This is a genomic window from Sphaerisporangium sp. NPDC049003 (assembly GCF_043197795.1).
Taxonomy (GTDB): Bacteria; Actinomycetota; Actinomycetes; order Streptosporangiales; family Streptosporangiaceae; genus Sphaerisporangium.
On the sequence record NZ_JBICTU010000001.1, the window covers coordinates 1 to 11,570 of the forward strand.

An 11,570-nucleotide genomic window follows, 5' to 3' on the forward strand; every position below is an offset into this window, starting at 1 on the left:
ACGACAGGCACGGTTTCCTCTTCAGATCAGGTGGCCTCAGATACCTCTGATCTTCGGGAACCGTGCCTTTCCATCTGTGGCGGCTTGGCATTTCCTTACCTGCGTAGCCGTATGTTTATGAACGAACCCCATCAAAACCTCAACTCGCCGGGGCCCTGACCTGCTCCCAGCATCGATCTCGTCCATCACGCTGGTTGAATAGGTACATGAAGTGAACCGACGTAAGCTTTTGATCGAGCGGTTCCGGAAGAAGATTAATCAGCCGTGCATCGAGCGGCACACCATCACCGTCAATCCGCAGACTGTACCCGCGAAGATCATGATGCCAGTCACGGGCGAGATTACTGATCGGGGCCAGGAGCTCTTTCCACTGTGGCTCCAGGGCAACCACGATCACTCGGATACGGTCGGCAGGGAGTCGCTTCTCACGGCGTAGCAGCTCAGCATACTTTGCGATCTCCTGTGTGGCCTCGCGGGCGGTCTTGTTCGCCCGTTTTAGCTCAATAACCACCCACATCTGGTGCTGGTCGCGAGCGAGGATATCGATACGGCCTCCGGTGCCCTCAGGGTTTGTCAGGACGTACTCTTCATCGACACAGCGCAGCCCTGACTCCAGGAGATGCAGACGCTGCGCCAGAAACTCCCGTATGCGGTTCTCGTGGGCGGTAGTGGTCATGCAGCGCCTCCTCGCTGATCGCTGAGACATCCATCATAGAGACCATGACCGACAATCTGATGCCTTTGTTGTTGCTGGCCGCTTATTCCTCCTCCACAATGTGCCCTCACGTGCTGTTGGATTGCCTCAGCAGCCCACCGGAGGAGCGGCAGGACCCGTTCCCGGTCGCTCTTGAGTAACGGGTCCCTCCGAGAGCGTGGCGTGGAAGGAGTCCAGCGGAGGCGTCCCCTGTCCTGCTGGCGCCGCCGTCACCGCGGTCGGCTTGCAGCCGGATGACGTGGTGTCCGACCTCAGCGGCTGTGGGACATGCACGGGATGATCTTGTAAGCAGTGCAGGCTGCCCGAGGTGTTCGCGCAGCCTGCACCCCATGAGCCAGCCGTACGGCCGCCGCTCTCCTAAAGCGGGTGCTGCAGGTTCGAATCCTGCCGGGGCACTCTTGACTAATTATTACGTCCCCCACCCAGGCATTCCTTGATCGTTGCCAAGGGCGGTGGCGGCTCGCATCCGGGTTATGAGCTTGCGCTGACATCTAGGAATTAACGATCACTTGGAGGACACTGTTGGCGGTGTCCATCGCGTACATCTCGGCGCAGGCCAGCAGGTGAAGCTGATCTTCGGATACGCGTGCCTTGGAGACGCCTGGTTGGACGATGGTGATGGTGAACTTCGGTTGAAGGAGCGGGGCACGCTGGGCGAGTTCATAGAGCGTCTGGTCGGTGCCCTTCATCAGTCCCGACTTGCCGCCGGTTCGGCGGTGGCCTTCACGGCGGATCAGGTTTTCGAAGAGCCGAGTCGGGCGGTGCCTCCACTTGGTGGATTTGTGGACCTGTCCGCACACCTCGTACAGGTCGTCGATACGGGCGCCGGGAACGCCGGCATGGGCGTATTTACAGTGGACGAGGTTCACGTGGAGTTGTTTGCCCTCGATACGAGCGGCGACGATGTCGGCGACTTCGTTTGGGCCGTCATCGTCGATGACGAGATCCCAGTCGGCCACGCTAAGAAGGTGCTGGATGGCCCGAGCTTGAATGGAGGTGGGGTCACGCTCGATACCCTGAGATTCCTTTCTCAGGTCGATGCCGGTCCAGTCGATGATCTGGAGCCGTTCGGGGCTGAAGGGTGCCACGGTTCCTGTCGGGCGGATGAGGAGCATGTCCGGTTCGAGGATCGCTTCGTCCTCGAAGATGACCCGTATGCCGTGCTGATCGATGTATTCGCTGAACGGCTGGGCTTTGCGGCTCGTAACGACCATGGGTTCGGGCCCGTCGCAGGTGAAGCTGGCGCGGCCGCCGGTGATGGTGATCTGGTAGTCGGCGCTCCAGTGTGGTGTTTGCAGGCTGAAGCCGATTGGGCCTTCGCGGGTGAAGGTGGTGATGGCGAGGTCGGCGTCGATCAATGGATAGCTGAAGTTTCCGCGCCTGATTTCAACGGCTTCGGTCGTGTCGAAGAAGAATTTGGTTGACCATTCCAGGGCCAGCGGCACGAGCTCAGGACGGTCGGTGACCTCGGTGGGGATGATAAATCCCTTGAGGACATCTGAAGGATCGACGGTCTCGTCGGTGAGTTTCGCGCCGACGTCGTCGCACCAGTCGACCCAGCTTTTGAGTGTGGGGGCCGCGCCATAGTTCCAGACGCGCCCTTTGAGAGAAGCGCCCACGTTGACGCGTTCTCCGCCCTCGTAGCCGCTGACGAATATGTTGGTCTGGGTCTTGTTGCGCCTTTCCGCCTCGGGGTAGTCGAGCAAGACATCGGCACCAACCGCAAGCTGGAAGCGGCGGCTGCGGTTTCGGGCATCGAGGGTCCCGACGTTGGTCGGTACACATCGCCGGATCTTCGCCATGATCCGATAAACGGCCGACCCTTTGATGATGGTGGCGTCGTGGCCGCCGATCGCCTCGGCGAGTTCTTTGTGAACGCTCTCGGTGTTGGAGCTGTTGATATAGAGCAGTCCGTGTGTACTGTCCCAGTACACGATGTAGAGATCGTGAGTGATGTCCTCCAGCCTCTTCACCGTGCCCCAGGCGACAGGCGTTCGCTCGCGTACTACGAGCCAGGCGACCCGGTCTCGTTCGTTGATCGCAACTGGGTAGGTGAGGAGTCGGTCGCCGAAGAAGGGGGCAAGTACCTCGGGCTTCCAGCGCAGAGTACTGGTGCGGTATGCAACGGTGCTCATCCGCGGTGCGACGTTCCGGAGTGAGACCTCGTCGGGCAGGCTGGAGAAGGCTTCCTCGAACTCGCTGAGTTCTTCCTGTTCTCCGACTGCGTGTGCGGAGAGGATCTCGATGACGTCGTTCCAGTCGGCGTCCTCGGCGTACAGCTTCTTCAAGTTCTCGTCGAACTGGGGCTCGGTGCGGTTGACGATGACGGTCGCCGCTCCGATCGCATCACCTGCCACGCGAGCGAACCGGCCGATGAACTGCAAGGTGATGCCGAGGCTCTTGTGCTGGTCGTGGATCGCGGCGACCTTGAGCGCAGGCAGGTCGAAGCCCTCACCGAGCATGTCGACGCACACCACGATCTTGCTGGCCCTGGTGTTCAGCGCGTCTAGCGCGGCTCTGAGATCTGTTTTACGGCCTTTGCTATGCAGAATGACCGGGTTCAGGTCGGGCGCGAGCTTCTGGTAGAGCGGCAGGACTTCCTCGGCGCGCCCGATCCGGTTGACCCGGGCCATAAGCAGGTGATCATAGCCGGCGGCCAAATCTTCGCGAAGCAATTCGATGGCCCGTTCCGCGATGGCATGGTCAGGCTCGTACAGATTGATCACAGGAGCATATTTGATCTTCGAGAAGTACCGCTGCTGATGTGCGTCCTTCAGGGAGAAGCTGAACACGAATCGGCCGCCGAGGTCAGCGCCGTCACTGCGAAACGGGGTTGCCGTGAACTGAACAATCCGCTTTCCACTGAATTGATCACGAATCTCGCGCCACGTCTGCGCAGCTACATGATGCGCCTCGTCAATGAACAGATGAGTGCAAGCCTCGATCAGGACATCTCTCGCCTCTGGGGAAAAGTGCTGCAAAGCAGATGGCGTCGCCACGATCACGTTGCAATGCGACGCGAACTCGCGAGCCAGGGCAGGATCCTGCATGCCCCGTTTCACCCGTCCGACGATCGGCCTTAGGCTGACCCGGCGACCACGCCGAGGCCTTTCAGCAGCCCAAGCCGCTCGAACTTGATTGCGATCTGATCCCGCAAGGCGTCGGAAGGAACGATCACCAGAAGACGCTCGACTCGCCCGGCCACCAGCAGGGCCACCATGGTCTCGGTCTTACCCGTCCCTGTGGGCATGACGACCGTTGCAGGCTGAGACCGTCTTGACGCCCAATGCCCCAGCACCGCGTATACAGCTCCAAGCTGGGGCTCCCGCAGGCCGACCACGCCCCGTTCCGGATCCTCCTGGCGGAACCGGAAGGCTTCATCGAAGGAGGCAAGGACCTGGCCGTGATCTACGTCTTCGTCGGCCCCATCCGAAGCCACGAGGCGCCAGGCGACGTTGCCGCCGATGTCACACTGCTTGGACCGCCGACCAGGGACACCCAATCCCATAACGCCTCACATGAACTGATGACTCAAGAAGCTAATTAAAAACATGCCGTGACAACTTTACCAACAGCCCAAGCCTTACCATGAAGATCGTTTCCTCGACGGGCTCGGGGGATCTCCGAATGCCAGCAGGAGACCCTTTGATTCCCATATGGGCTTTTTGTCGCATATAGAGCAAGGTGACGACGTCGCTAACGAGATGCCCGCCTTGTCTACGGACCCGACGGCGTGCACTAGTCGAAAGCCAGAGATCTTGCTAACACTCTTGCTAACACCGTGCTTGGACGTTGGTGAACGCGGACGGAAGCCGATCAAGAAGAATGGTGCTCTGAGCAGGCGCGCACAGCTTGCGTGGACATCGACGGACGGTTCTCGGACGACTTTTAATCCGTAGGCCCAGGGTTCACGTGCATGGTGGCCCATCGGCATATCCCGCGTCGGACCATTCAGCCGGGGATCGTCGAGTCCGAGGGCGCATGCTCGACGGCTCACTGTTCCCATATCGGAGTGGCCGATCGGTGATTGACACCCGCCCAGCCGGATTCCATCGGACAGCACCACCCCCATCCTGCCCAGCGGGGCGAGCGCCCGGAGCTCAGCTCGGCCAGGGCGCAAGCGCCAATCGGCTCGACGACCCGCCCGGCGATTGTCCAGGCGGGAGTCCATGGGACCACTGCGGTTGGGGGACGTGAAGGCGGTGTTCCCCGCGCAGGAGCGGTTGGGAGGGGCAGTGAGTGCGAAGCAGAGGGCCCGAGTTGTTGCTGTGTTGTTGTACAGCGCGCCACGCGCCACGTGGAATGCGGTAGATCTCGGCCAGGCAGTGCAGGCATCGGCCGCTGAGCTGCTGGGGAGGCGCGGTCACGAAGCCGAGTCTGTCGAGGCGCTCGGCTGGGAAGCGGGCCCGGAGTCGCCCACCGCGTAGCGGTTCTGGTGGGCGATCTCGTCCTGGACGGCGAGTTCCATCATGAGCCCGATCGCGTCGCGGCGGGCGATCGAAGGGATCAGTCCGGCCGCGCGCTGGGCGGGGGTGAGTGCGGCGTACCGGGTGGCCCACCACCCGCCGGGGGTGCCGTCCGGCCACATGATGCGCCGGATCTGCCATGCCGGGTAGGTTTGCCCGAGCACGGTGAGCTGCTGTGCCACCAGCTCGGCTACACGCTGCAGGACGGTGGGCTCATGGTCGGTCATGAGGTGGCCGCCAGGTCGGCGATGCTCTCCTGCTCGGCGATCGCCCTGGCGAGCGTAAGCTCGTCGTCGGCGTCGACCGTGCGCCACGCTCCGGCTTTCTCTGCGGCTTCGTCGTATGGGCGTTCGCGGGTGGCCCACCATCGGCCGGCGTCCGACTGCCACATCCGCCAGCCAGGGGACGGAGCTGTGGGAGCGTCCGAGAGTCCATGTCCTGCCGCATTCGTTCGGTGACATTCCATGTACCGATAGTGAGATCACAGCATGTCTCCCACCAGGGACAGGCTGTCCAGATGGCCCGATCGCTTCGCTGACGATGAGGACGCGGTGTCCTACATCTCGATGTGGAGAGATCCCATAAGGGAGCGGATGGTCGGCGACGGGCGCATCTCCACTTCGCGGATCCCCATGACCAGATCATGCGCGACCCGCTGATGGCGGAACCATACCGGCGACAACGCACGCGCCTCCTGGAGCCGCTGCACCGCTGCGCCGTGGTGTCTTACGTCCACGTGAGCCTGTGCGACGTCGAGCAAATGCCGGCCATAGGAAATGCCGCTGACGTCTTCCCGCCGGACACGCCGCGACTCGGTGAGAGCGCGCTCTGGCCGGCCCAGCACCGTATATGCGTGGGTGGCCTCCATGCCGACCTTCGCCGGGCCGAACACCGAGTTATAGATGGTGACCTGTCCGCCGAGGCGTTCGGCGCCGGCCGCGGCCAGCGCAATGTACTCCGAGACGTCGCGACCTGCGGCCGCCGCGGGAGCCAGCGCGGTGAGCAGCAAGTTGCCCCAGGCGGCCACTCGGTTGGCCGGCGCGGAGAACGAGGGCTCGACGCGCTCGGCCATGGAGACAGCAAGGCGTTCAGCGGCATCGAGGCGGCCCTGGTGGAGCAGCACCCACGCGTAGGTACCGTGCAGCGTCGCCCACAGCAACTCGTCGTTCCCGCCGTGCGCGGTGGTGATGGCTCGCTCGGCACCGATCGCGGCTAGGTCGTCACGGCCGAGGTGAACCATGAGGCTGGCGGCCAGGTCGTAGGCCATCACCAACGGGTAGAGGGCGGACTCACCCACAGCGGAGTGTGTGAGACGTGCTTCGGCGATCAGGCCAGGCAGGTGAGCGACGAGCCACGGGAAGTCGCCACGCCAGTAGCTCGCGCAGGCACTGTCCACGGCGGCCGCGATGTCATCCAGCCGTGTCGGCTCGCCGCCATGTCCGTCATCCAGGTCAGGTAGGTACGACGGCGAGAGCAGGGCATCCCGGAGTGCCAGGACACCGCCGCCGGCACGCTCGGCGCCCATGCGGTCCCGCTTGCCGATCAGGGCGCTCAGCTCCGCGTCCAGGGCGTTGGCGATCCGGACCAGCGTGGTGAGCCGAGCGGTCTGCCGGCGGCCCTGTTCGAGCTTGGCGATGATGTCACGGCTGAGGCCGGCGCGCTCGGCCAGCTCTTCCTGGGTGAGGCCGCGATCCTCACGAAGCGACTTGATCTGCCGACCTACCGTGCTGGCTTCGGGCATAGCCCCTGCACCTCCTGCGACATCGACAATCTCAGGCTAGTGCGAGGCCTTCTTCTTGTCGGGGTCTTGCGGTACCAAGTTCACCTGATGCCGCCCCCTAACACCCGGCAACTGTCGATAGCGGCAGGACTCGTCGAGCACCGACACGAGCCGTTGAGCAACTCGTTCGGCAGTGATCGGCCTTGATCGGTTGGAGGGGTCCGGACAGCAGGACGGCTCACGCCCAGGAGTTGAGCGCGAGCCGTACAGCGAGACCTGCGAACTACTCCTCGGTCGGGACCAAGCCCGTCTGGCAGGCGGCCCACTCGGATGGGTCACTTAGCTTGACGTTGGTACCACCGAGGCCGCGATGACCGATGAGACACTGCGTAAGAAGATATTGTCTCGAAAGACCTCAGAGGCTTCTCAAGCAGCTGGAGCCTTCGGTGTCAGGCGGACCTCGACATCCGCGTCCAACGCGCGTGCAAGGCGTTCCAGAACCGGCAAGGTGGGAATGGTCCCGCCCGCTTCGAACCGCGCCACCGCCGATTGGGTCATGCCGGCCTCGCGGGCCAGATCGTTCTGGCTCCAGCCTCGCCCCTGGCGCATCGCTAGGACCGTCTTGCCCAGCTCGTAGGCGATCCGCGTGGCTTCATAGGCCTCGGCCGCCCCCGGCTCGGCCATTCGGCGATCCCTGAGCTCTCGCCAGCTTCCCTGCTCGCTCATACCGCTTCTTCTTCCTCGTCGACGGTGTGCGCCAACTCGATGCAGCGGCGCATGGCCCACCGAGCCCGCTCGATCTCCCGATCATCGCGTGCCCGCGTCCTGTGGAACACGGTCAAGAGCACGATCCGGCGACCAGGCGCGATCCAATAAGTGATGCGCACGGCGAACTCGTCGAGGTGGAACCGCAGCTCGCGTAACTTGCCATCAAGCTGCTTGGTGTAGGGCTCCCCCAGTAGAGGACCCTCCTCCGCAAGCAGATCGACATAGAAGGCCACCCTCGCGAAAGATGCTGCAGGCAGGTCTTCAAGCCACTTGCGAACCTCTGGTTCCAGCTCCACGGTACCCCAGCTCATAGCGTTGATGCTATGAGCCACCAGCTTGTCACGCCTCGCCAGGTGCTCCGACCGACGCGCCCGCCGCTGGTGACCTCGAACTCCCACTGCTCAAGGTCTTGACCTTTATGACGATGAGTCGGCTTTGATCCGAGCGGTCGCCCGCCATCCTGCGATGACTTCCTGTGTGGTGACATCGACATCCAGTTCCGCCGCGTCGGAGAGGGCCTCCACCAGTTCGAGGGTGAAGGCACGCAGTTCGGCGGAGGTGAGGTGGCGAACCCAGGGGAAGACCTCGGGCATGGCGATGACCAGCGCGCGTGCGGTCGGATCGTGCTTGATGAGTGCGAGGAACAGACGGGATGCCGTAGCCAGCGTCTGCCCACGCTGATCCTCACGATCGGCGGCGGTCAGGTAGAAATCCGGGGCATCGCGGTGGGTGACGCGTACACGACCGAGGCGCGCGGCGCGTTCGGCGACGGCTCGGGGGTTTCTCGACAGGTCCGAGAAGGTGACGGCGTCGGCGTTGCTGGTACTCACCCTGCCATCGTAAGTCAGAACACGTTCTGAAGTTGGTGAACCAGAGAAGGAGCGTCACACGACCGCCTGTCAGTAAGCAGGCCCAAGCGAGCCGTCAGACGACTCGCACTGCGAAGAACAGTCATGAATCGTGCAGCAGCCCTTCGAAGGTCGCCCTGAATCAGATCCCGGCTCGAGGAAGAAGCAACGGCGAAGCCGCGCAGACACGGCTCACGACCAGGAAGGCAGAGGCGAGCCCAGAAGCCGGGCGCGAGCCGTACCGGTGAAGTCGGCGCTACTCCTCGGTCGGGACCAGGCCCGTCTGACAGGCGGCCCACTCGGATGGGTCACCTAGCTTGACGTTGGTGCCTCCGATGCCGCAGTAGCCGTTGGGCACTTTGTACAGATATTGCTGGTGATAATCCTCAGCGAAGTAGTACTGCGGGGCGGGGGTGATTTCTGTGGTGATGGGGTCGTAGCCGGCGTTGGTGAGGACGTGCTGGTAGGCGTCGCGGGAGGCGAGCGCGGACTTCTCCTGGGCCGGGCCGTGGGTGTAAATGGCCGAGCGGTACTGCGTGCCGACGTCGTTGCCCTGGCGCATGCCCTGCGTGGGGTCGTGCGCCTCCCAGAAGACCTTGAGCAGTTCCTCGTACGACACGCGACTGGGGTCGAAGACGACGCGGACGACCTCGGTGTGGCCGGTGAGCCCGGTGCACACTTCCTCGTATGTCGGGTTCGGGGTGTGACCGCCCTGGTAGCCGACCGATGTCGAGACGACGCCCGGGGTCTGCCAGAACTTGCGCTCGGCCCCCCAGAAACAGCCGAGGCCGAACTCGGCGATCTCGGTCCCCTCGGGGTACGGCCCGGCGAGGGGGGCGTCGAGCACCGCGTGCCGCTCGGGCACGGGCATCGTCGCCGTACGTCCGGGGAGCGCCTCCTCCGCGGTCACCATCGAAGTCTTGTTCTTGCCGAAGATCCAGCCCATCGCGCACCTCCGTCAGACAGCCTTGCAGACTAGCCCAACCACCGGCCCGCCCTCATTGTTCCTCAGGTAAGCAACGCTTAAGAGAGGACAAAGAGCTACTTATTTGTGGTAAAGGCTGTCAGCAGCGAAAATGGCGTACATGCCTGATTCGCGCCGTGGTGTCCTGTACGGCATAGCCGCCTACGCCATGTGGGGCCTCTTCCCCCTCTACTGGCCTCTGCTCAAGCCTTCCGGGGCGGTGGAGATCCTCGCCCATCGCATGGTCTGGTCGCTGGTGGCGGTCATCGCCGTACTCGCCGTGCGGCGCCACTGGTCCTGGTTCCGCGAGCTCGCCGGGCAGCCCAAGAAGCTTCTCCTGCTGGCCCTCGCCGCCGGGGTGGTCTCGGTGAACTGGGGCGTCTACATCTACGCCGTGAACGCGGGCCACGTGGTTGAGAGCTCACTCGGGTACTTCATCAACCCCCTGGTGAGTGTGTTGTTCGGTGTGATGGTCTTCCGGGAGCGGCTGCGTCCGTGGCAGTGGGTGGCCGTGGGCCTCGGCGCCCTGGCCGTCGTGGTCCTGGCCGTGGACTACGGCCGGCCGCCGTGGATCGCGCTCGTGCTCGCGGTCAGCTTCGGGACGTACGGGCTGATCAAGAAGTCCGCGAACGTGGGAGCGGCCGAGAGCCTGACGGTCGAGACCCTCGTCCTGTTGTTGCCCGCATCGGCGTACCTGGTGTTCCTGCAGGCGCAGGGGACGTCCACCTTCGGCGACGCCGGGCTCGGCCATGCCGCCCTGCTGGCGGGCGCCGGGCTGGTCACGGCGATCCCTCTCATGCTCTTCACCGCCGCCGCGATCCGCGTCCCGCTCACGGTCATCGGGCTTCTGCAGTACATCGCGCCCATCCTGCAGTTCCTCTGCGGTGTGCTGGTGGCCCACGAGATCATGCCTCCCAGCCGGTGGACCGGTTTCACGATCATCTGGCTCGCCCTGGCCGTCTTCAGCTGGGAAGGGCTGCACAACGCCCACACGGTCCGGCGCGCGGCCAACAGGGCCACCGCCCTCGAAGCCGTCTGAGCTACGCCGCCGGACGTATCCGGCGGACCGCGTGCGAACCCGAGAACGCCCTGTCAGCCGGAGCGGTCGGCCACGTAGTCGCACAGGGCCAGCAGGGCCGCCCTGGCGGGGATGTCGGGCAGCGCCGAGAGCGAGGCATGCGCCCGTTCGACCCACGACATCAGCTCGGCACGGGCACGGACCATGGCCGCGTTGCCCCGGAGCAGCACGACGGCCTCCGCGACGTCCTCCTCGGCGACGGGACCCGAGAGGAGCCGCCGCAGCCGGGCGTCCTCCGGGGCCGAGGACTGCAGCACGTACAGAACGGGCAGCGTGCGGATGCCCTCGCGCAGGTCGGTGCCCGGCGTCTTACCGCTCTCACCCGCGGTCGAGGCGACGTCGAGCAGGTCGTCCCCGAGCTGCCAGGCCACGCCGATGGCCTCGCAGGCACTCGTGAGGCGCTCGACGACCTCGGCGGACGCCCCCGCGAGCATGCCTCCGAACCGGCCGGAGGTGGCGATCAGCGAGCCGGTCTTGTCGGCGAGCACGTCGATGTAGTGCGTGACGGCGTCGACACCGGGCCGGGGGCCGATGGTCTCGCGGATCTGGCCGCGGACCAGCCGGGAGAACGTCTGCGCCTGGATGCGCACCAGCTCAGGCCCGAGGTCGGCGAGGATCTCGGAGGCCTGGGCGAAGAGGTAGTCGCCCGTGAGGATGGCCACCGTGTTGTCCCACCGGGCGTTGGCCGACGGGGAGCCCCGGCGCACCCGGGCCTCGTCCATGACGTCGTCGTGGTAGAGCGTGGCGAGGTGGGTGAGCTCGATCACCACGGCCCCCGGCACGATGCCGGGGGCCGTCGAGTCACCGAAGTGCGACGCGAGGAGCACGATCATCGCCCGGAAGCGCTTGCCGCCGGCCTCGATGAGGTGCTTGGACGCCTCCGCGACGAAGGCGTCCTCGCTGTCGGCCGAGGTGCGGAGCAGCTTCTCGACGGCGTCGAGCCCACTGGCGATATCCGCTGCCAGCCCTTCGTCGATGAAAGGCAGGTCGACTACGGGCGGCGCGGCCATG

General features: G+C 64.5%; 13 protein-coding genes and 1 tRNA gene. 3 read left to right on the plus strand and 11 right to left on the minus strand.

Annotated features, from left to right (window positions below; translation table 11 throughout):
* Window positions 1-139 precede the first annotated feature (139 nt).
* Complete coding sequence (locus tag ACGFIV_RS00005; protein WP_392830493.1) at window positions 140-676, minus strand: endonuclease NucS domain-containing protein; 537 nt, start codon at window positions 674-676, stop codon at window positions 140-142.
* A 44-nt stretch (window positions 677-720) separates the two neighbouring features.
* Here ACGFIV_RS00005 and ACGFIV_RS00010 point away from each other — a divergent pair, with 44 nt between their 5' ends.
* Window positions 721-855: a hypothetical protein gene (locus ACGFIV_RS00010; RefSeq protein WP_392830496.1), complete on the plus strand. Its 135-nt coding sequence runs from the start codon at window positions 721-723 to the stop codon at window positions 853-855.
* 183 nt (window positions 856-1,038) lie between these two features.
* Window positions 1,039-1,111: transfer RNA gene (locus ACGFIV_RS00015), tRNA-Arg, on the plus strand.
* 95 nt (window positions 1,112-1,206) lie between these two features.
* Here the strand turns inward: ACGFIV_RS00015 and ACGFIV_RS00020 are convergent.
* From ACGFIV_RS00020 to msrA, 9 genes are all read right to left on the minus strand, one after another.
* Window positions 1,207-3,777, minus strand: coding sequence for a DEAD/DEAH box helicase (locus ACGFIV_RS00020; RefSeq protein WP_392830499.1), 2,571 nt, complete (start codon window positions 3,775-3,777; stop codon window positions 1,207-1,209).
* Window positions 3,778-3,794: 17 nt separating this feature from the next.
* Window positions 3,795-4,223: a DEAD/DEAH box helicase family protein gene (locus tag ACGFIV_RS00025; protein ID WP_392830502.1), complete on the minus strand. Its 429-nt coding sequence runs from the start codon at window positions 4,221-4,223 to the stop codon at window positions 3,795-3,797.
* An 855-nt stretch (window positions 4,224-5,078) separates the two neighbouring features.
* On the minus strand, window positions 5,079-5,408 hold the full coding sequence (locus tag ACGFIV_RS00030; protein ID WP_392830505.1) for a hypothetical protein: 330 nt from the start codon (window positions 5,406-5,408) through the stop codon (window positions 5,079-5,081).
* Window positions 5,405-5,572, minus strand: coding sequence for a hypothetical protein (locus ACGFIV_RS00035; RefSeq protein ID WP_392830508.1), 168 nt, complete (start codon window positions 5,570-5,572; stop codon window positions 5,405-5,407). The genes ACGFIV_RS00030 and ACGFIV_RS00035 overlap by 4 nt, the downstream gene beginning before the upstream one ends.
* A 165-nt stretch (window positions 5,573-5,737) precedes the next feature.
* Window positions 5,738-6,922 (minus strand): helix-turn-helix domain-containing protein, encoded by a 1,185-nt coding sequence (locus ACGFIV_RS00040; RefSeq protein WP_392830510.1) that lies wholly within the window; start codon window positions 6,920-6,922, stop codon window positions 5,738-5,740.
* A 405-nt stretch (window positions 6,923-7,327) separates the two neighbouring features.
* Window positions 7,328-7,627 (minus strand): helix-turn-helix domain-containing protein, encoded by a 300-nt coding sequence (locus ACGFIV_RS00045; RefSeq protein ID WP_392830513.1) that lies wholly within the window; start codon window positions 7,625-7,627, stop codon window positions 7,328-7,330.
* A complete protein-coding gene (locus tag ACGFIV_RS00050) occupies window positions 7,624-7,980 on the minus strand; it encodes a type II toxin-antitoxin system RelE/ParE family toxin (protein WP_392830516.1) in 357 nt (118 codons plus the stop codon). The genes ACGFIV_RS00045 and ACGFIV_RS00050 overlap by 4 nt, the downstream gene beginning before the upstream one ends.
* 105 nt (window positions 7,981-8,085) lie before the next feature.
* Window positions 8,086-8,499 (minus strand): hypothetical protein, encoded by a 414-nt coding sequence (locus ACGFIV_RS00055; protein ID WP_392830519.1) that lies wholly within the window; start codon window positions 8,497-8,499, stop codon window positions 8,086-8,088.
* 274 nt (window positions 8,500-8,773) lie between these two features.
* On the minus strand, window positions 8,774-9,463 hold the full coding sequence (msrA, locus tag ACGFIV_RS00060; protein WP_392830522.1) for a peptide-methionine (S)-S-oxide reductase MsrA: 690 nt from the start codon (window positions 9,461-9,463) through the stop codon (window positions 8,774-8,776).
* Window positions 9,464-9,602: 139 nt separating this feature from the next.
* Here msrA and rarD point away from each other — a divergent pair, with 139 nt between their 5' ends.
* Window positions 9,603-10,520 carry an EamA family transporter RarD gene (gene rarD / locus ACGFIV_RS00065; protein WP_358548437.1) on the plus strand — a complete coding sequence of 306 codons (918 nt, stop codon included), beginning with the start codon at window positions 9,603-9,605 and terminating at the stop codon, window positions 10,518-10,520.
* 53 nt (window positions 10,521-10,573) lie between these two features.
* Here rarD and ACGFIV_RS00070 read toward each other — a convergent pair whose 3' ends face one another.
* Window positions 10,574-11,569: a polyprenyl synthetase family protein gene (locus tag ACGFIV_RS00070; protein WP_358548434.1), complete on the minus strand. Its 996-nt coding sequence runs from the start codon at window positions 11,567-11,569 to the stop codon at window positions 10,574-10,576.
* Window position 11,570: the final 1 nt, after the last annotated feature.

What these genes read in the sequence shown, in the direction of transcription:
- ACGFIV_RS00070 (WP_358548434.1), bottom strand. Translation starts at nt 11,569, where the DNA reads ATGGCCGCGCCGCCCGTAGTCGACCTGCCTTTCATCGACGAAGGGCTG.
- ACGFIV_RS00030 (WP_392830505.1), bottom strand. Translation starts at nt 5,408, where the DNA reads ATGACCGACCATGAGCCCACCGTCCTGCAGCGTGTAGCCGAGCTGGTG.
- ACGFIV_RS00005 (WP_392830493.1), bottom strand. Translation starts at nt 676, where the DNA reads ATGACCACTACCGCCCACGAGAACCGCATACGGGAGTTTCTGGCGCAG.
- msrA (WP_392830522.1), bottom strand. Translation starts at nt 9,463, where the DNA reads ATGGGCTGGATCTTCGGCAAGAACAAGACTTCGATGGTGACCGCGGAG.
- ACGFIV_RS00045 (WP_392830513.1), bottom strand. Translation starts at nt 7,627, where the DNA reads ATGAGCGAGCAGGGAAGCTGGCGAGAGCTCAGGGATCGCCGAATGGCC.
- rarD (WP_358548437.1), top strand. Translation starts at nt 9,603, where the DNA reads ATGCCTGATTCGCGCCGTGGTGTCCTGTACGGCATAGCCGCCTACGCC.
- ACGFIV_RS00025 (WP_392830502.1), bottom strand. Translation starts at nt 4,223, where the DNA reads ATGGGATTGGGTGTCCCTGGTCGGCGGTCCAAGCAGTGTGACATCGGC.
- ACGFIV_RS00050 (WP_392830516.1), bottom strand. Translation starts at nt 7,980, where the DNA reads ATGAGCTGGGGTACCGTGGAGCTGGAACCAGAGGTTCGCAAGTGGCTT.
- ACGFIV_RS00010 (WP_392830496.1), top strand. Translation starts at nt 721, where the DNA reads ATGACCGACAATCTGATGCCTTTGTTGTTGCTGGCCGCTTATTCCTCC.
- ACGFIV_RS00035 (WP_392830508.1), bottom strand. Translation starts at nt 5,572, where the DNA reads ATGTGGCAGTCGGACGCCGGCCGATGGTGGGCCACCCGCGAACGCCCA.
- ACGFIV_RS00040 (WP_392830510.1), bottom strand. Translation starts at nt 6,922, where the DNA reads ATGCCCGAAGCCAGCACGGTAGGTCGGCAGATCAAGTCGCTTCGTGAG.